This window comes from Bacillus sp. EU63, assembly GCF_038592915.1.
Lineage (GTDB): Bacteria > Bacillota > Bacilli > Bacillales > Bacillaceae > Bacillus > Bacillus velezensis.
Genome location: NZ_CP151944.1, coordinates 360,874 through 378,739, shown reverse-complemented (window position 1 = coordinate 378,739; position 17,866 = coordinate 360,874). Strand labels below are relative to the sequence as shown.

The window sequence follows — 17,866 nt, the reverse complement described above, 5'->3', positions numbered from 1 at the left end:
AAGAATAAATCAAAATGTACAATTGTCAGGCAAGTTTGTCAATGCATGAAGACAAAAATCATGATATTTAAAAAAACCCGGCGCACCGGCCGGGTTATTTCTTCGAAACTGTATAGACGCTCCCTTTGACTTTTTTCTTGATCACGGCAATGATAAGCAGCAAAACGGGGAACAGCACTTGAAACGGAAGATGAATATAGATCGGCACAATTTTTAAGCCTTCATTCATGTGTTCCGAAAAATTGCTTGCGATGCTGATGGAGAGAATCAGTACTCCCAATCCGACCGGCAAGGCCAGCTGGGACGGATTTTTCTCTTTAAACAGCGTGGAGACCCCCACGACAACCGAATATGTAAAAAGACTGACTTTGAAAAAACCGCCGATGACGAGCACGAGCATAAAAAAGACATCCAGCCGGTCTAAAAACTCTTCCACTTTAATCGTCTGTATGGTGCTCAGCAGCGGGAATTGAGAGCGGAGCATTAAGTTGACGTCCAGCACACAAATATTAATCGCCACCGACATCGCCAAAAACAGACCGCTGATGATAATCGCCAGAAATCCTGTTTTCTTCACTTTTTTCCGATCTTTTAAGTAAGGGAAAATCATGACAAACACGATTAATTCACCGAACGGGATGAACATGGTCTGTTTAAACACGGAATAAATGACTGTCCCCATGCCTTCCGCTAAGACAGGCTGGAGAAATCTGAGGTTTATCGTGCCGGAGCTGATAAGGAGGATCAGCCCGATGGCCGTCAGGAAATACATAATGCCAAACAGCAGCTCGCCGGCTCTCGCTATGACTTCAATTCCCTTTCTGACCGCAAATATCGCAGCAATCATCAGCATGGCATTCACAATGACAAGCGGTGTGTCCTGATAGGCGAAGGTGACAAGCATTTCGCCAAAATCCCTCAATACACGGGCGGCGATATAAGCAAAATAGAGAATATAGAGAAGAAAGACCACCCAGCTCAGATGCCTGCCGATCAGTTCGTTCATGTAATCTCTCGGAGAAGACTCAGGAAAATACTGATACAGCGCCTGATAAACGTAGAAAAGTCCGAGACCGACAACGCACCCGAGAAGCACGGACAGCCATGCATCCCGTCCGGCCATCGTGCCCGGCGGGATCAATAACGAACTGCCCAATTCAAACAAAATGATCATAATAAACAGCTGACGCGTGCCGATTTTGGCATTTTCCATGTGCTTTGCTCCTTTCTCCTCAAATCAATCATGCTGGAGCTCGTCTGAAAGAGGATTATTCCGCAAGCCCGTTCTTCTGATGATGACTTCCGTTTTTACATCCACGGGGAGATTAGGAAAGATTTCTTCATCCCACTTCCCTTTTAACTTTTTCCATTTATGCGGATGCTGCCGATAAATCAGGTCTCCGAAGCCGATGAAATCATTCTTATGAGCCTTAATATCTTCAATAGATTTGGTGATATCTTTGTCAAGCTGCGCGCTGAGCGCCTTTTGCATGGTCATCAGCACTTTCGGATCAGACAGATGGAAAGGGTATCTGACGGCGTCCACCAGTCCTTCGACCTCAGCATGAACGTGAATATGCGGTTTTCCGTTCGGAAAAGTGGCCGTCACCTTTGTATTCTGGCGGGTGACCTGCAGACTGATTGCATGCTTCACGTTCTTCCAATCCGCATTGATGAACGTATGCTTGATTTTGTTCAGCAGCCATACCGCGCCCACACTGTCGTCATCCTCGATCCAGTAATCGAGTCTCCCATCCTTTTTGAACACAGCCAATCCGTCCGCTGACAGCACTGCTTTCGGTTCAGTCGTCTGCGTATTTTCCATTGTAGGGCCGGCTTTTTCGTCTCCGTGCATTTCATAACCCGGTATAAACGGCGACCCGGTCGGAGAAGCGAGATCAATCAGAACGTCCTGAAGGCTGGTTTTAATGACTCTGCCGTATTGTTCCTGCGTGAAGCTGAGCGTCTTGTTCACTTTATTGGAAGGGATTTTATCAATCGGCGTCAGCACTTTAATAATGTCTTCAGCCTTGCAATTATGCGCGATAACCGCGGTTGCGGTCGTCCTGAATTCGGTGTCGCGGTCAAGATTGTCCAGAATAAAACTGAGCCCTTCCTCTTTCGCCAGTTTTTCACTGAACACCACGAGATTCGTATGCGCAAAATAGAGCCTTCTGGACACTTTCATCGAGCCTTTTCTCAAAGCTTCCGTCATATTGTCTCCGGACACCGAATAGACGGAAACCGGAGGCCGGTCTCCCGCTCCGCCGCCCTGCAGACCGCCGGCCACGTTTCCCGGGTTGATAATTTGAAAGTGAAGGACGTATTTTCCCGATTCGGTCCGGTCAATACCGATGGCGGAGATCACCGCCAAATCGGTCAGCTCTCTTTTATCCCAGCACCCGGATACAAACATGAGGGAAACCATCGTACAAAGGAGGAGTATCCATTTACGTCTTTTCATTACCGTCGCCCTCTTCTATATCTTTATTAACCATTCCTCTGGATGTCTCCGGTTTCGGTCTTTGATGTTCTCCTTGGCGCCTGTTGTTTTTCTGCACGAGCAGTCCCGGCCTTTTTTCATCCGCCCACAGCGGAGCGCGGAGAAGGGAATCCTTCAGCCCGCCCGGGGACAAAGGAGCGAGCGGGGACATATACGGAAAACCGAATGAACGCAGGCTGCACAGATGAACAAACATCATGATAATGCCCAGAATCAGCCCGTAAAATCCCATCACCGCCGCCGACAGAATAAAGACAAACCGGATCAGGCGCGCAGATATCGCCATGTCAAAAGCCGGGGTCGCAAAGCTGGCAATCGCCGTCAGCGCGACGACGATAACCATGGCCGGGGAAACGATGCCGGCCTGTACGGCGGCCTGGCCGATGACGAGCGCTCCAACTATAGAAACGGCGGAACCCGCAACTCTCGGAAGACGGACGCCCGCCTCCCTGAGAATCTCGAAGGCCACTTCCATCGTCAGCGCTTCAATGACGGCCGGAAACGGGACCGTCTCCCGCTGGGCGGCGATGACAATCAGCAGCTGCGTCGGAATCATTTCCTGATGAAAGGTCGCCGCCGCCACATAAATCCCCGGCGCCACCAGTGAAATGAAGAATATCAAAACCCGAAGCAGCCTGATGCTTGTAGCGATATCAAATCGTGAATAATAATCCTCAACTGATTGAAAAAATTGAATAAATAAGGCCGGTGCGAGGAGAACAAACGGCGTTCCATCCACGATAATCGCAAATCTTCCTTCCAGCAGATTTCCCGCAACAACGTCCGGACGTTCCGTATGATACACAGTGGGAAACACGGAAAACGGCGCGTCTTCTATAAGCTGCTCAATGTAGCCGGATTCCAGAATGCTGTCGATATCAATGTGCTTCAGCCGCTTGCGGACTTCCTTAATCAGCTTTTTTTCACAAATTCCGTTGATATACATCAGCGCGACGTCCGTATTCGTCTCGTGTCCGATCTCCATTTTTTCAACCCATACATCAGGCGTTTTTACATACCTGCGGATCATGGAAATATTGGTTTGCAGAGATTCTGTGAATCCCTGCCGCGGGCCGCGGAAGGACACCTGAGTGCTCGGCTCTTGAATGGACCGGTGTTCCCCTCCTTCCGTACTGGCGATCAGCGCCTTGTCAGCCCCGTCGACAAAAATGAGCGTGCTGCCCGCCACCAGCCCGGCAAAAAGGCTTTTCCATTTCTCTTCCTCTTTTACTCCGCCGATCGCAAGCGTTTTTTCGTATATCAGGCAGACCGCTTGTTCCGGCTGAACGGACGGAATATCGATTAAATCTTCCAGAAGAGATTGGCTGACAAGCTGTTCGTCTACCAAACCGGCGATATACACAATCGCGGCCGGAAGCTCTTCCTTTCCGATTTTCAGCCGGCGGATAACGACATCAGCACTGTTGCCGAACCTCGCAGACAGCTTCTTCATATTTTTCTCTAAGCTGAGGGAGATCGGCTCCTCCCGCTCTTTGTCTGATTTGTTTTCCGGTTCTTTTCTGTCTTCATTGCCACGGTCGTTTTGATCGGCTTTTTTTTGTTTCTTCTGCTTAAAAAATGGCGGCATATCGCAAAAAACCTTTCCTCGTTTTTTTCATATTCTTCCTGTACGGCAAAAGATTATGCACGGCGGAAAGTCTGTATAAGTTCTGCGTAATCGAAAAGGATAAAAAGGGAGAGTGATGCGCATGAAAATATTGGGGGTTTCATTTTTTTTGCTTGCTGCCTGTCTGATCATTTCAGTAACGATGGATATGCTGCAAGGTTTCAGTTTCTATGGAGCGGTCCAAAACAACCTGTCCGCTTTTAAATTGACCACCTTCTCAGAATGGCTGATGCTGTTTTTATTCGCCCTCTTTTTAATCAGAGAAATGATCGTTTTATATAAATCAGGTAAAAAAGATGCCTGACAGGCGCACGGCTGTATTGTGTCAAAAAAGAACACATCCCTCCTTCTTTCGGAGTTCATGTGTTCTTTTTATGTTTCCGGCGCAGATTGTTCTCAGATGACGATATTTCCGCTTTCCGTATCTGTCGTGTGTTTCACAATGACGCCTTTGATAATGCGGTTGCCGATGATTTTAGTACTTACGGAGGAATTGGTTTGGATGGCGGAAGCAGAAGCGGCGGAAAGGTTGTTGATGGTATTGCCCGACACGAGGGAATTGGAGGCTCCGTTCAGATAGATGCCGATCGGGCTGCCCGCCGTTCGGTTGATCGTGAGCGTATTGTCTATGACTTCATGCGTGCCTGAGTTCAGATACACGGTAACGATAAGCGGTGATGATTCAAAGCGGTTGCTGATGACAGAGGTTCCCGAGGATGTTGAACTGAAAATGGGATAGTTTTTATAGTTCTTAAAGAGATTGCCTTTGATGACAGCCCCGGCGTCATTTGTCACAGATACGGCATAGGACTCCGCGGCGCCCTGATACGCATTCGGAATCAGCGTATTTCCTTCAATAACGGCATTTCCGCCTGTGACCCATATGCCCCGGCTGAACGATTTCAGCACATTTTGTTTTACAATGATACTGCCGGCCGACATGCTGATTCCGTCTGTCACCTGATTCAGAGTGTTATTCGTAAAGACGGCGTTCTCCGAAAGCGTCGCCCGCATCCCCGTGCTTCGTCTCGTTTCGGAACGTCCGTTTTCAATGACATTGCCGTCAACGGTCACATCTTCTGCCTGATAGACGGAAATGCCCGTATTTTCAAATTGATTAATTTTGTTGTGGGTGACGAGGACGCTTTTTCCCCTTACATCTATTCCGGTGGAAAACCCGGTAATCAGATTGTTGGAAATGACGGCATTGCTGCTGTCCTGTCCTTGTGACACACCTTGTCCGGCGACTGCGGTCCTTGAGCCGCCGTCTGACCGAAAGAAGACATTCCCCGAAATGACGGTATGTGCCCCGTACCCGTAGCTGATTGTGTTATCGCAATGATTTCCTTCAATTAACACATTATATCCGTTAAAATTGGTGACTGAGCTTGCGGCGTTTCCGGAAAAGAAGTTGTTGCGGACCGTAATATAAAGAGCTTCTTCATAATCAATATCGCCTTCTCCGTACGATTCAATATCGATTCCGAATTTCGGAGCCGTTCCGTTCCCTTGCCCGGCGTCTTCAATCACGCATTCTTCCACCGTAACGGTATTGCAGCCGGTGATTGAAATGTTGTTCCGTCTTGACTGCCTGATCTCACAGCGGCGGATGGTCACACGTTCTGATGTTTCGTAATCACTGTTTGTTTTTAAACCGAGCGGGCTGACAATAATGCCGTCTCCCGTAAAATCCGATATTTTCACATTTTCGATCAGCACATTGCTGCTGCCTTCAATACAGATACCAAATCCCCATTCATGAGTCGACCGTAAAGGAACATTGGTATACGTGTGTTCATCCCGTTCCCCGATGATGCGGCCGCCGGTGATAGTGACATTTTCCCGCCTGCCTATATAGAAAGCCGAATAACCCCAGGAGCTGTTCGGCGACACTTTAATCGTGCATTCCGGATCCATGATGATGGAGAGATGGCTCGGCACATTAATTCCCGCGTTCCTAAACGGCTGGCTTTTGTCACCGCCGAGCGTGCCGTTGATTTTATATGTTCCGGGCGGAAAAAACACCGTATGACTGCCCTCACTGACAGCTTTGGCCAAGCATTGATTGATGGCGGCCGTCACATCGGCAGTCCCGTCTGCTGCCACACCGCAATCCGTAATATCCAATATACGATTCGGCAAGTGATAATCTCCTCCTTCCTCTCTTATTGTCATCTTATTCCGCCATATCCCGCTCCGCCTGTACATACTTTAAATTTTATTAAAAAAGTTTATAAAGATAGTTTAGTCAGATAATATAACAAAATAAGTCATTGGAATCAGGAAAATTCGTCTATATTAAACGTTTTAATATCTTTTCATTCTGGATTTTTTTGAATTCAGTATAAATTATATTGACACAAGTATTATATAAGAATATGATTTTTGTAATACACTTTTTTAAGAAAGGGTTGGCTCAGGTGGCATCTATTGATAAGGAATCTATAACAGAAACTGTGCCGCAACGAGGCTTTTTCGGTCATCCCCGCGGCTTGTTCACACTGTTTTTCACCGAATTTTGGGAGCGTTTCTCCTACTATGGTATGAGAGCCATATTGCTTTACTATTTATACACGGAAGTCGCTCATGGCGGTCTCGGCTTTGATAAAACGACCGCAGTTGCCATCATGTCCATATACGGATCTCTCGTATATATGTCGAGCGTCATCGGCGGATGGCTGGCCGACCGGGTATTCGGCACGGCAAACACCGTATTTTACGGCGGAATTTTAATTATGTTCGGGCACATCGCTCTTGCCTTCCCCGGCAGCACGGCGGCGTTTTTTACCAGCATGGCTCTGATCATTATCGGAACCGGCCTGCTTAAACCAAACGTATCCAGCGTTGTCGGAGATTTATATATGAAGGAAGACGAGCGCCGCGACTCAGGTTTCAGCATCTTTTACATGGGGATCAACCTCGGCGGATTGCTTGCGCCGCTAATTGTCGGAACACTCGGACAGAAGTACAACTACCACTTAGGCTTCGGATGCGCCGCGGCCGGTATGTTCCTCGGACTGATTGTTTTCGCTCTTACGAGAAAGAAATACCTCGGCAAAGCAGGCTCCAATGTACCGAATCCGATTTCTAAATCATCAGTGATCGGCACGGGAATCGGAGTGGTCATCGCAGCAGCCGTTATTATCGTTCTGATTCAAACCGGCTGGCTGACGATCCAGCGTGTGATTGACACCGTCAGTATCCTCGGCATTGTCATTCCGGTTATTTACTTTATCGTGATGTTCACAAGCAAAAAAGCGACGAAAACGGAAAAATCACGGCTTGCGGCTTATGTTCCGCTGTTTATTGCAGCGGCAATGTTCTGGGCGATTCAGGAGCAGGGCGCGACGATTCTTGCTTTATATGCGGATCAGCGCACGAGACTTTCCTTTGCGGGCATGCATCTTGAGTCTTCATGGTTCCAGTCTCTGAACCCGTTATTCATCGTTATTTTCGCGCCGGTGTTCGCGTGGATCTGGATGAAGCTCGGCAAACGCCAGCCTTCAACACCGATTAAATTCGCGATCGGCATTATCCTTGCCGGATTATCATTTTTAGTCATGGTGCTTCCGGTTATGGGCGGAAGCGGCGAGCTTGTGAGCCCGCTTTGGCTTGTGCTCAGCTTCCTTTTGGTTGTGCTTGGTGAGCTTTGCCTTTCACCGGTCGGTTTATCCGTCACAACGAAACTTGCGCCTGCCGCTTTCTCAGCGCAGACGATGAGCATGTGGTTTTTAACAAACGCCTGCGGTCAAGCCCTGAACGCAAAAGTAGTCGGTTTGTTTGATAAGATTTCTGAAGCGGCCTACTTCGGCTCAATCGGTCTTGTTTCGATCATTCTCGGTATTATTTTAATTCTTCTGTCTCCCGTCATTAAACGGGCGATGAAAGGCGTACAATAAAAGAAAAGCCTGCGGAATCGTCCGCAGGCTTTTTTTATGCGTCTATCGTTTTAACTCCTCAAGTGTTTCTCTCCATCTCTTCAAGACATCTTCCGGTTCGTGGAGCTGGATGGCCGGTCCGGATGTCAGATCCGCGTATTTCGCCCGATCTTCCTTGACGGTGATCACGCGGCAGCTGAACCGTTCCCGCTCGTGTTTCGCCTCTTTCAGCGGCGGAAGCGCCTTACATTCCAATGTGACGTAATAGGCGGCTCCACCGTGCCAGGCGATGAAAAGAGCTTGTCCCGAATGCAGCAGGCTTTTTACAGTCGTCGTGTTTTTCCATAAGGCGATCCGGAGATTTGTGCTGCTCACGGCCAGAATCTCACCGGCGCTGATCATGGCCGCGTGCGGACGGCCTTGTTTTGTCACGGATTGCAGTACAAATGCATCGTGCTGCTTTTTCTCAAGCTCCGTCCCGTCTAAAAGCGTGTAAAGGGCTTCCGGCAAATGCTCCGTCAGCATTACGCTTTTCTTTCCGGAACAGCGGGAACATGTGTGGCCGTCTCCGTTTCTTTCGGATCAATTTTAAATGCCGGGTTGAATGTTTCCGGATTCGTGATGCTTTCCGGTTCACAGGATCTCCATGTAAAAAAGCAGGTTTGGCATTGGTATATTTCCCAAGCGCCTTTGACCGGCGATTGGCTGACGGTTTCTCCTTTTTTCGATTCACAGCGCGGGCATGTTTTCATTGCAAACTCATCCTTTCTTATTGATTCATTAAGTCCATCAGTTTTTGTTCCCACTCTTTTGTTGTCAGCGGAGAATCAAGCGGCTGCGAATAATGGCCTCTTGTTTCCGGCGCGGCAGGCGTTGTGGCGTCAAGAATCATTTTGTGTGTCATCCCTGCCGGATCAGACCCCGGGTCAAGCGGAAGAACGGACAGGTCAGGAATAATGACTGCGTCGTGTTTCGGATGCATTTTCGTTGAAAGCGCCCACATGACTTGCGGCAGATTAAACGGATCGACATCCTCATCCACGACAATGACCATTTTGCAGTAGCCGAGTCCGTGCGGTGTTGTCAGGGCGCGCATGCCGACCGCCTTAGCAAAGCCGCCGTATCGTGTTTTCGTTGAAATGATGGCGATCAGACCGTGCGTATACATGGCATTGACGGCGACGATTTCGTTCGGATATGCTTCCTTCAGCTGCTGGTAAAGAGGCACACATGTATTAATGCCGATCATATAGTCGCACTCCGTCCACGGCATGCCTAAGTACAAATGTTCAAAAATCGGATTGTTTCTATGATATACACGTTTGATTTTGATCACCGGCATGCTGCGGCCGCCTGAATAATGACCCGTGAACTCACCAAAAGGGCCTTCGTATTCCCGTTCTCCCGCGAGAATCTCTCCTTCCAGAACGACTTCGGCGCCCCACGGGATGTCTAAGTCGGACAGCTTGGATTTGACGATTCTGTAAGGCTCCCCTTGAATCGCTCCGGCCATTTCATACTCGGATTGATCGTATAACAGCGGAGTTGACGCGGCCGTCGTAATCACCGGCTCACAGCCCAGCGCGATCGTAACGGGAAGATTCACGCCCCGTTCTTCAGCCTGGCGAAGATGAATCGCAATATCATGCTGAGGCACGGGCTGGATGCCGAGGCGGTCTTTTCCCTTCACCTGCATTCTGTAAATGCCGACATTCTGCTTGCCGAAATTGTCCGGGTCTTCAAGATCGCGGGAAATGACGCACGCTTTATCCAAATAATAGCCGCCGTCTCCCTGGTTGATTCTGAATAACGGAAGGATGTCAAAAAGATTGATGTCTTCCGTTATTTCATTTTCATGAAACGGCGCGGTTTCTTCCCGTTTGACCGATACCGGAAATGAATCGTACCGTTTGGCGAACTCAAAGAATTGTTCTTTTACAGGCGTATCTTTCGGCATGCCGAGCATCATCGCGTGATTCGGCCACGAGCCGATGACATTCAGAGCCACCTGAGCATCGTGATGTCCGTAAATATTGTTAAACAAAAGCGCAGGGGTTTTATCCCCGAGATTGCTGGCTGCACGCGCGGCGGCGCCCAGGTCCGGCTCCGGTTTTACCTCTTCATTGACGGTTAAGAGCTGCCCTTCTTTTTCAAGAGCGGCGAGAAATTCCCTAAAATCCTGATAGGCCATTATCAGATTCCTCCTTTTTGTTTTTCAATTCCGTACCACCGTTTCGCTTCCGGCAGACGGATGCCGAACTGATCGAGCGTCCGGAACACAATATGGTCGATCAATTCATCCATGTCAGCCGGCTTGTTATAAAATGCCGGCATCGGCGGAAGAATGACGGAACCCATTTTTGTAAGCGTTAGCATATTTTCTAAATGGATTTGGCTGAGCGGCGTTTCTCTAGTCAGCAGCACAAGTTTTTTCCGCTCCTTCAGGATGACGTCAGCCGCCCTTGTCAGCAGATTGTCAGCCATTCCGGTGCGGATGCTTGCCAGTGATTTCATGCTGCACGGAGCGATGATCATCCCGTCCGTTTCAAACGAACCGCTTGAAATCGCCGCCGCCTGGTCTTTGTGAGAATACGTATAGGATGCGAGTTTCTCGACATCTTTTAACGTATAATCGGTTTCATGTGTAATGGTGACATTTGCCCAAGGAGACACGACAAGATGGGTTTCGATCTCCGCGGCTTTTAAATATTCTAAAAGCCTGATCCCGAATATGGCTCCCGTTGCCCCGGTCATTCCGATGACGAGCTTCATATTGACCCCTCCTTTACGCTTGAAATGTGGTGTCAAAACCATCATACTCCTGATATATCCATATGAAAAATATTCGTTAAATCTATGTATCATACCTTAAAGGTATAAAAGAAAGGAGCGCGTTCTCATGGATATCCGGCAATTGCGTTATTTCATCACCATTGCCCAAGAGCAGAAAATCACGACGGCCGCCAAAAAGCTTCATATGGCACAGCCGCCTTTAAGCAGACAGCTGAAACAGCTCGAAGAAGAATTGGGCGTCATTCTGTTTGACCGCAATAAAAAGAAACAAATGACCCTTACATATGAAGGAAATGTCTTTTTGAAAAGAGCGAAAGAGATTCTTCATAAGTTTGAGGATGCCATAATCGAGGTACAAGAGCTGAAGGAAGAAGTGGCCGGCACACTTGCCGTCGGGTCAACCATTTACTGCGCAGCGCTCATGCTTGAGAAAGTGTCACAGATGAAAGAGCGGTTTCCGCATCTCACCTTTAACATTTGGGAAGATGAACCCGTCTCACTGCTCGAGCTTCTGGAAACCCGGCAGATTGACGCCGCCGTGACCACCACCTTGATTAAAAACGACGGCATTGAATCGAAGGAGCTTGAAGACATTCCGTGTGTATTGGTGCTGTCCGAGCATTCAAAACGACTGTGCGGTGAAACGATTAAACTGAATGACATCGCCTCTTTGCCTCTGATCCTTTTGCGTACCGTCAATGGAAGAGGTGTGTATGACCAAGTCCTCCAAGTTTGTGAACAGTACGGTCTCGACCTTCAGGTTGTCTGTGAATGTCATGACTCCGCGACGCTTTTGAGCCTCGTATCGTCAGGGTTCGGCGCCACGATTCTGCCTTTGACGATGATTCCCGTCCATATGCGCTCGCATGTCAAAACGGTTATCATCGAAGACAACCCGTTTGTCATGACACCGGCCGTCATCTGGAGGAAAGACAGCTACCTGCCGAAGCCTGTCAGACAGTTTTTGGAATTATTTTGATCTCAGAACACGAAGAATTCCCGCTTATGAAAACCAATTACTTGACTCATACTAAAAAAAAGTTATCCTTTACAATTGGGAGCTATTTTTTCTCAATAAAACTACTCAGAAAAGTGGGGAATAAAGAAGATGAAAAAAGCATTATTCGCTTTGTTCATGATGGTCAGCATCGCGGTGCTTGCAGCCTGCGGAAACTCACAGGACAGCGGATCTAAGTCAAAAGACGGCGATCTTTGGGCTTCTGTCAAGAAAAAAGGCGTACTGACCGTCGGCACAGAAGGAACGTACGAACCGTTTACCTTCCATGATAAAAAGAGTGACAAACTGACCGGATATGATGTTGAAGTGATTCAAGAAGTCGCGAAACGCCTCGGTCTGAAAGCTGACTTCAAAGAAACGCAATGGGACAGCATGTTTGCCGGATTAAACGCGAAACGGTTTGACGTCGTCGCCAACCAAGTCGGCAAAACAGGCCGTGAAAACCAATATGATTTTTCTGATAAATACACAACGTCAAATGCAGTCGTCGTGACGAAAAAAGACAGCACGATTGCGAAAGAGGCTGATGTCAAAGGAAAAACAGCGGCTCAGTCATTAACAAGCAATTACAATAAATTAGCGAAAGAAGCCGGCGCGAAAATTGAAGGCGTTGAAGGCATGGCTCAATCCCTTCAGCTCATTCAGCAGGGCCGCGCTGATCTGACTTACAACGATAAACTTGCCGTACTGAACTACTTAAAAACGTCCGGCAATAAAAACGTGAAAATCGCGTTTGAAGCAGGCCAGCCGCAGCAGACGTATTTCGCATTCCGAAAAGGAAGCGGCGAACTTGTGACTCACGTCAACAAAGCATTAAAAGAAATGAAAGAGGACGGGACTCTTTCTAAAATAGCGAAAAAATGGTTCGGGGAAGATGTTTCTAAGTAACATGCCGGAGCCCGTGATTGCAACAGCCATTCCATGGGATTTGGTGCAGCAGTCATTCTGGCCGATTCTTTCCGGGGGAATCTATTACTCGATCCCCCTTACCATTCTTTCCTTTATTTTCGGAATGATCATCGCGCTGATTACGGCGCTCGCCAGAATGTCAAATATGAAACCATTGAGATGGGTGTTCAGCGTATACGTATCAGCGGTGCGCGGCACTCCTCTTCTCGTTCAATTGTTCATCATTTTTTATCTGTTCCCGACATTTAATATTACGCTGGACCCTTTCCCAAGCGCAGTCATCGCGTTTTCATTAAACGTGGGCGCCTACGCTTCTGAAATCATCCGGGCATCTATTTCATCCGTGCCGAAAGGGCAATGGGAAGCCGGTTATACGATCGGCATGACCTATCGCAAGACATTGTTCCGCGTGATCCTGCCGCAGGCGTTTCGCGTGTCCATTCCGCCATTATCAAATACATTTATCAGCCTGATCAAGGATACATCTCTCGCGTCACAGATTCTCGTCGCGGAGCTGTTCAGAAAAGCGCAGGAAATCGGCGCGCAAAACCTTGATCAAATCTTGGTCATCTATATTGAAGCCGCCTTTATTTATTGGATCATCTGCTTCTTGCTGTCAATCGTACAGCATGTGATCGAACGGCGTCTCGACCGTTATGTGGCCAAATAAGGAGGTTTCGATATGCTTTCCGTCAAAGGATTAAATAAATCATTCGGACAGAATGAAATTTTAAAAAAGATAGATATGGAGATAGAAAAAGGGAAAGTCATCGCCATTCTGGGACCGTCCGGTTCAGGAAAAACGACGCTTCTGCGCTGTCTGAACGCGCTTGAGATCCCCAATCGCGGCGAGCTGGCATTCTCAGATTTTGCAATAGATTTCTCCAAAAAAGTGAAGCAGGCTGATATTCTTCGCCTCCGCCGCAAATCAGGCATGGTCTTTCAGGCGTATCATCTGTTTCCTCACCGCACGGCGCTTGAAAACGTCATGGAAGGACCCATTCAAGTGCAAAAGCGCGACAAGGAGCAAGTCAGAAAAGAAGCGATGGAGCTTCTGGAAAAAGTCGGACTGAAAGACAAAATGGATTTATATCCGTTCCAGCTTTCCGGCGGTCAGCAGCAGCGTGTCGGCATCGCCCGCGCGCTTGCGATTCAGCCCGAGCTGATGCTGTTTGACGAACCGACGTCAGCGCTTGATCCGGAGCTGGTCGGCGAGGTGCTCAAAGTGATTAAGGATTTGGCAAACGAAGGCTGGACGATGGTCGTCGTCACCCATGAAATCAAATTCGCGCAGGAAGTGGCCGATGAAGTCATTTTCATTGACGGCGGCGTCATTGTGGAACAAGGACCGCCGTCCCACATTTTTTCCGCGCCGAAAGAAGAACGCACGCAGCGGTTTTTAAATCGTATACTGAATCCTTTGTAGGAGCGGGAGAAGAAGCGAAACACTGATTTCGCTTCTTCTTTTTTTTGGCGGTTATGCTACAATGACAATTAATGAAATTTTATGAAAGAAGGGACCTCTTTGAAGCGGGAATTCGTGATGCGCTGGACGTTTTATTTTGCCGGTCTGTTGATTTTGTCTTTCGGGGTATCGTTAACCATTAAAGGAAAAGCTCTCGGCATCAGCCCTTGGGATGCCTTTCATTATGGGCTTTTTCAGCATTTCGGGCTTTCTGTCGGACAATGGTCCATCGTGGTCGGCGCGGTCATCGTGGCTTTAACCTGCCTGTTCACGAGGACGCTCCCGAAAATCGGCGCTATCTTAAATATGGTGCTGATGGGAATGTTTATTGATTTCTTTTCGTTTCTGCTTCCTGAGGCGCACGCTTTTTCCTTAGCGGCCGTGTTTTTTTCGATCGGATTGCTGCTAATCGGCTGCGGCGTCGGTATTTACGTATCAGCAGGGCTCGGCGCGGGCCCCCGGGACTCTCTGATGATGCTGATATCTGAAAAAACGGGCTGGAACGTGCAATGGGTGCGGAACGGCATTGAGCTGACGATTCTTGCCGCAGCCTGGATGATGGGCGGACCGATCGGCGCCGGTACCATTATTACGGCTGTTTTGACGGGGCTGATTCTGCGTTTTTCTTTGCCGCAGTCCTCTAAACTGTTAACATACGCGATCTCCGGGCGGGCAACGTCCGTTCATTAAAAACAAAGCCGAAACGGTTTTGTTTTTTTATTTTCGGACAGCTTTCGTCTGATATGATAGGATGGTTTTGACAATATTTTCAGACGGAGGATCTGGACATGAAGATTTACGGAGTATATATGGACCGCCCGCTTTCTGCAGGGGAAGAGGATCGGATGATGGCGGCCGTGTCCGCCGAAAAGCGGGAAAAATGCCGGCGCTTTTACCATAAGGAGGATGCTCACCGCACCTTGATCGGCGACATGCTGATCCGCACCGCTGCGGCGAAGGCTTACGGACTTGATCCGGCCGGGATTTCATTCAGCGTCCAGGAATACGGAAAGCCGTACATCCCCGCGCTTCCGGACATGCACTTTAACATTTCCCATTCCGGGCGCTGGATCGTGTGTGCCGTTGATTCAAAACCGATCGGCATTGATATTGAAAAAATGAAGCCCGGCACAATTGATATCGCCAAACGTTTTTTTTCGCCGACGGAATACAGTGATCTGCAAGCGAAACACCCCGATCAGCAGACCGATTATTTTTACCACCTGTGGTCGATGAAAGAAAGCTTTATCAAACAGGCCGGAAAAGGGCTTTCCCTGCCGCTTGATTCATTCAGCGTCCGCCTTAAAGACGACGGCCATGTGTCCATTGAGCTCCCGGACGGACATGAACCTTGTTTCATCCGCACATATGATGCGGACGAGGAGTATAAGCTGGCCGTTTGTGCGGCGCATCCCGATTTTTGTGACGGGATTGAGATGAAAACGTATGAAGAGCTGCTGTAAGCATAGAAAAAGGAGGGTGGCCCCCTCCTTTTTTGTCAGCCTGATATTTCCGCCTGTTTCTGCAGCTGCTTTGCTTCTTGATAAATTTCTTCGAACAGATCCGCGATGTGTTCTTCTTCAACACATGAAAATGCGATTCGCAAATCGGTTTCATTAATGGATATCGTTCCGATTCCTCTCTTTTCAAGCAACGACACTCTCAATTCGCCGGCGTTTATGTCTTTCAGCCGGACACACATGAAATAACCCGAGTTAAACGGATAAGGCGTCCATACGTCTTCATAATGCTTGTTTTCTGCAAGAACGGCTTTCACTTTGTCAGCCCGTTTTTTCATGATGTTATATTTCAGCGATTTTTCTTTCTCGTATTCCGGTGACTGCATCGCCCGAAGCATGAATGTTTGGGACGGGTGCGGGGCGCTTGAAATCGTTCCCCTGATAATCCCTTTTGTTTTTTCCTCGAGCACGCGCAGCGCTTTTTCGCTTTTTGTGCTGTACGTAATAAAACCGACGCGGAATCCCCATGCGTAATTTTCCTTCGTCGCGCCGTCTATTTTCACGCAAAGCACCCGGTCGTGCACTTGGGCGAGTTTGCTGAAGATGGATTCCTGAATGGCCGTTTCATCGTAAAACAGATTGTAATACGCATCATCTACGAGCACGACAATCTCTTTGCCGGCCTCCGCCGCCTCCAGAATCACGCTGACGATTTCTGACGCTTCCTCTTCCCCCGGCGTATAGCCTGTCGGATTATTCGGGAAATTCAGCACAACAATCGCCTTTTCTTTCTGCTTTTTCAGCAGCTCGGATAGCCCCGCCGCATTAAAACGCCCATCCTGCTGAAAAAGCGGGTACGTCTCAATGGATGCCTTGCGCCGGACACCGAAAATGAAATTGTAATTTCCCCAATATTTATCAGGCAGAAGCAGCGCATCCCCTTCATTGACGAACAAGTCGGCGGCAATGCTCAGCCCGTGTGTTAAAGCGTTTGTCACGATCGGCGTGCTGATGTCTTTGCCGGCTAATGAAGGATTTTCGAGACGCATTTTTTTCAGCCATTCCTGTCTGAGCGGCTCTTTTCCCTGCGGCGGAGCATAATCGTAGATATCATCGGGGTTATAGGCGGACAGTGTCTCTTGAATATGGGAAAAGTGCATGGACTCGCCTTGTGAGGTGGCAATCCCGATCGTGGCATTATACTTTCCGGCCTTGGCTTTCGCTTCCGCCGATTGTGTCAGCACCCCTTTCGGATAAAACAACTCTCTGCCCAAATCAGAAAGCATATGAAGCACGTACGGGTTTTCTTCAGATAATGTTCTGTTCAGCTCTTTTGCTGCATCATTCATGTACGACAATCCCTTCAAAATTATATTCCATCAAATCATAACATAAAATTTTTGATAAATGAGAAAACTCACGGGCGGATTTTGTTACAAAAAACAGACAGCGAATGCTGTCTGTCATATCCTATAACAATTGGCCTGCAGTGCTCCTGTTAATAATCTCATAGATTCGTTCCGCCACTTTTTCAGTTTCACTTAATATGAACATGTGGCCGTCCGAAAACTCATGAAATACGGGATTGCCGGCCCATTTTTTCCATCCGTCCGCATCTTTGATACATTTTTTATCTTTCCGCCCGTTAAAAATATGGACGGGTGATTGAATCATGTGAGAATCAGACGGACGGAAGCTTTCAAGCGCGCGGTAGTCGGATCTGAAAGAAGGCAGGAAAAATGACATGACCTCCTTATTCTCCACTAACTCCTGCGGCATTCCGCCCAGTTCGATAATATGAGCGAGAAATTTTTCATCATCAAGATGAGACACTTTTTTCCTTTCCACATGCGGCGGCTGAATGGCTGAGATGATCACGGCCTGCGGGTAAATGCCCTCCCGCTCCAGCTTTTGCGCCAGCCTGAAAGCGACCATGCCTCCCATACTGTGGCCGAACAGCACAAACGGGCGGTCAGGATGGAGATTCAACTCCTGCTTGTATAAACTGACAAGCTGTTCAAAATCCTCAACGGCGGACATTTGATTTGTTCCGTGTCCCGGCGGTTCCGCGGCAAGCATCTCACACTCACCTTGAAGATAGGTGTGGAGCGGGCGGAATGATGCGGAATAGCCTCCTGCGAACGGAAAACAGATAAGCTGCGTTTTTTCCGTGGTATCGAACGATTTAAAGAGCTGGACCATTGGCGGGCTTC

General features: G+C 48.4%; 18 protein-coding genes. 8 read left to right on the top strand and 10 right to left on the bottom strand.

Features of this window, described 5'->3' with window-relative positions; genetic code table 11:
• Positions 1-94: 94 nt before the first annotated feature.
• Genes NYE38_RS01885 through gerKA form a run of 3 tightly spaced genes read right to left on the bottom strand, consistent with a single transcriptional unit; the run spans position 95 to position 4,091 of the window.
• Positions 95-1,213 carry a GerAB/ArcD/ProY family transporter gene (locus NYE38_RS01885; protein WP_014469743.1) on the bottom strand — a complete coding sequence of 373 codons (1,119 nt, stop codon included), beginning with the start codon at positions 1,211-1,213 and terminating at the stop codon, positions 95-97.
• Between the two features lie 24 nt (positions 1,214-1,237).
• Positions 1,238-2,464 carry a Ger(x)C family spore germination protein gene (locus NYE38_RS01880; protein WP_017419280.1) on the bottom strand — a complete coding sequence of 409 codons (1,227 nt, stop codon included), beginning with the start codon at positions 2,462-2,464 and terminating at the stop codon, positions 1,238-1,240.
• Entirely contained in the window at positions 2,451-4,091 is a 1,641-nt protein-coding gene (gene gerKA / locus NYE38_RS01875; RefSeq protein ID WP_014469741.1) for a spore germination protein GerKA, read from the bottom strand. Before gerKA ends, NYE38_RS01880 begins: the two co-directional genes overlap by 14 nt.
• Positions 4,092-4,212: 121 nt before the next feature.
• Between gerKA and NYE38_RS01870 the strand changes: the two genes are divergently transcribed.
• Positions 4,213-4,434, top strand: a complete 222-nt coding sequence (locus tag NYE38_RS01870; protein WP_014720711.1) for a hypothetical protein — start codon at positions 4,213-4,215, stop codon at positions 4,432-4,434.
• 92 nt (positions 4,435-4,526) lie between these two features.
• On the opposite strand, the gene NYE38_RS01865 is transcribed toward NYE38_RS01870, so the two are convergent.
• Complete coding sequence (locus NYE38_RS01865; protein WP_017419281.1) at positions 4,527-6,272, bottom strand: right-handed parallel beta-helix repeat-containing protein; 1,746 nt, start codon at positions 6,270-6,272, stop codon at positions 4,527-4,529.
• Between the two features lie 278 nt (positions 6,273-6,550).
• On the opposite strand from NYE38_RS01865, the gene NYE38_RS01860 reads away from it, so the two are divergent.
• Complete coding sequence (locus tag NYE38_RS01860) at positions 6,551-8,029, top strand: peptide MFS transporter (RefSeq protein ID WP_017419282.1); 1,479 nt, start codon at positions 6,551-6,553, stop codon at positions 8,027-8,029.
• Positions 8,030-8,071: 42 nt separating this feature from the next.
• Here NYE38_RS01860 and NYE38_RS01855 read toward each other — a convergent pair whose 3' ends face one another.
• From NYE38_RS01855 to NYE38_RS01840, 4 genes are read right to left on the bottom strand one after another with little or no spacing between them, the layout of a single operon-like run.
• Positions 8,072-8,533, bottom strand: a complete 462-nt coding sequence (locus NYE38_RS01855) for a hypothetical protein (RefSeq protein ID WP_017419389.1) — start codon at positions 8,531-8,533, stop codon at positions 8,072-8,074.
• Positions 8,533-8,760, bottom strand: coding sequence for a non-oxidative hydroxyarylic acid decarboxylases subunit D (locus NYE38_RS01850; RefSeq protein WP_017419388.1), 228 nt, complete (start codon positions 8,758-8,760; stop codon positions 8,533-8,535). The genes NYE38_RS01855 and NYE38_RS01850 overlap by 1 nt, the downstream gene beginning before the upstream one ends.
• A gap of 17 nt (positions 8,761-8,777) precedes the next feature.
• On the bottom strand, positions 8,778-10,199 hold the full coding sequence (bsdC, locus tag NYE38_RS01845) for a phenolic acid decarboxylase BsdC (protein ID WP_017419387.1): 1,422 nt from the start codon (positions 10,197-10,199) through the stop codon (positions 8,778-8,780).
• A gap of 2 nt (positions 10,200-10,201) precedes the next feature.
• The gene (locus NYE38_RS01840; protein ID WP_104843074.1) at positions 10,202-10,816 is read right to left on the bottom strand and encodes a non-oxidative hydroxyarylic acid decarboxylases subunit B; all 615 of its coding nucleotides are present in this window, start codon (positions 10,814-10,816) and stop codon (positions 10,202-10,204) included.
• A 91-nt stretch (positions 10,817-10,907) separates the two neighbouring features.
• On the opposite strand from NYE38_RS01840, the gene NYE38_RS01835 reads away from it, so the two are divergent.
• From NYE38_RS01835 to NYE38_RS01810, 6 genes are all read left to right on the top strand, one after another.
• Complete coding sequence (locus NYE38_RS01835) at positions 10,908-11,780, top strand: LysR family transcriptional regulator (RefSeq protein WP_003156371.1); 873 nt, start codon at positions 10,908-10,910, stop codon at positions 11,778-11,780.
• A gap of 129 nt (positions 11,781-11,909) precedes the next feature.
• Entirely contained in the window at positions 11,910-12,707 is a 798-nt protein-coding gene (gene tcyA, locus NYE38_RS01830) for a cystine ABC transporter substrate-binding lipoprotein TcyA (protein WP_014416883.1), read from the top strand.
• On the top strand, positions 12,694-13,398 hold the full coding sequence (locus NYE38_RS01825; protein WP_003156375.1) for an amino acid ABC transporter permease: 705 nt from the start codon (positions 12,694-12,696) through the stop codon (positions 13,396-13,398). The genes tcyA and NYE38_RS01825 overlap by 14 nt, the downstream gene beginning before the upstream one ends.
• 12 nt (positions 13,399-13,410) lie before the next feature.
• Positions 13,411-14,154 (top strand): cystine ABC transporter ATP-binding protein TcyC, encoded by a 744-nt coding sequence (gene tcyC / locus NYE38_RS01820; RefSeq protein ID WP_017419385.1) that lies wholly within the window; start codon positions 13,411-13,413, stop codon positions 14,152-14,154.
• A 99-nt stretch (positions 14,155-14,253) separates the two neighbouring features.
• On the top strand, positions 14,254-14,883 hold the full coding sequence (locus NYE38_RS01815; protein ID WP_017419384.1) for a YitT family protein: 630 nt from the start codon (positions 14,254-14,256) through the stop codon (positions 14,881-14,883).
• 98 nt (positions 14,884-14,981) lie between these two features.
• Entirely contained in the window at positions 14,982-15,656 is a 675-nt protein-coding gene (locus NYE38_RS01810) for a 4'-phosphopantetheinyl transferase superfamily protein (RefSeq protein ID WP_024084876.1), read from the top strand.
• 35 nt (positions 15,657-15,691) lie between these two features.
• Here the strand turns inward: NYE38_RS01810 and NYE38_RS01805 are convergent, their stop codons facing one another.
• Together NYE38_RS01805 and srfAD are read right to left on the bottom strand one after the other, a co-directional pair.
• Positions 15,692-17,002 carry an aminotransferase class I/II-fold pyridoxal phosphate-dependent enzyme gene (locus tag NYE38_RS01805; protein ID WP_025650007.1) on the bottom strand — a complete coding sequence of 437 codons (1,311 nt, stop codon included), beginning with the start codon at positions 17,000-17,002 and terminating at the stop codon, positions 15,692-15,694.
• A gap of 121 nt (positions 17,003-17,123) precedes the next feature.
• Positions 17,124-17,855, bottom strand: coding sequence for a surfactin biosynthesis thioesterase SrfAD (gene srfAD, locus NYE38_RS01800; RefSeq protein ID WP_061861841.1), 732 nt, complete (start codon positions 17,853-17,855; stop codon positions 17,124-17,126).
• Between the last annotated feature and the right edge of the window lie 11 nt (positions 17,856-17,866).

Bases quoted from the DNA above. Each gene is read 5' to 3' on its own strand.
- NYE38_RS01835 (WP_003156371.1), top strand. From the start codon at position 10,908: ATGGATATCCGGCAATTGCGTTATTTCATCACCATTGCCCAAGAGCAG.
- gerKA (WP_014469741.1), bottom strand. From the start codon at position 4,091: ATGCCGCCATTTTTTAAGCAGAAGAAACAAAAAAAAGCCGATCAAAAC.
- srfAD (WP_061861841.1), bottom strand. From the start codon at position 17,855: ATGGTCCAGCTCTTTAAATCGTTCGATACCACGGAAAAAACGCAGCTT.
- tcyA (WP_014416883.1), top strand. From the start codon at position 11,910: ATGAAAAAAGCATTATTCGCTTTGTTCATGATGGTCAGCATCGCGGTG.
- NYE38_RS01805 (WP_025650007.1), bottom strand. From the start codon at position 17,002: ATGAATGATGCAGCAAAAGAGCTGAACAGAACATTATCTGAAGAAAAC.
- bsdC (WP_017419387.1), bottom strand. From the start codon at position 10,199: ATGGCCTATCAGGATTTTAGGGAATTTCTCGCCGCTCTTGAAAAAGAA.
- NYE38_RS01825 (WP_003156375.1), top strand. From the start codon at position 12,694: ATGTTTCTAAGTAACATGCCGGAGCCCGTGATTGCAACAGCCATTCCA.
- NYE38_RS01810 (WP_024084876.1), top strand. From the start codon at position 14,982: ATGAAGATTTACGGAGTATATATGGACCGCCCGCTTTCTGCAGGGGAA.
- NYE38_RS01855 (WP_017419389.1), bottom strand. From the start codon at position 8,533: ATGCTGACGGAGCATTTGCCGGAAGCCCTTTACACGCTTTTAGACGGG.
- NYE38_RS01880 (WP_017419280.1), bottom strand. From the start codon at position 2,464: ATGAAAAGACGTAAATGGATACTCCTCCTTTGTACGATGGTTTCCCTC.
- tcyC (WP_017419385.1), top strand. From the start codon at position 13,411: ATGCTTTCCGTCAAAGGATTAAATAAATCATTCGGACAGAATGAAATT.
- NYE38_RS01870 (WP_014720711.1), top strand. From the start codon at position 4,213: ATGAAAATATTGGGGGTTTCATTTTTTTTGCTTGCTGCCTGTCTGATC.
- NYE38_RS01850 (WP_017419388.1), bottom strand. From the start codon at position 8,760: ATGAAAACATGCCCGCGCTGTGAATCGAAAAAAGGAGAAACCGTCAGC.
- NYE38_RS01885 (WP_014469743.1), bottom strand. From the start codon at position 1,213: ATGGAAAATGCCAAAATCGGCACGCGTCAGCTGTTTATTATGATCATT.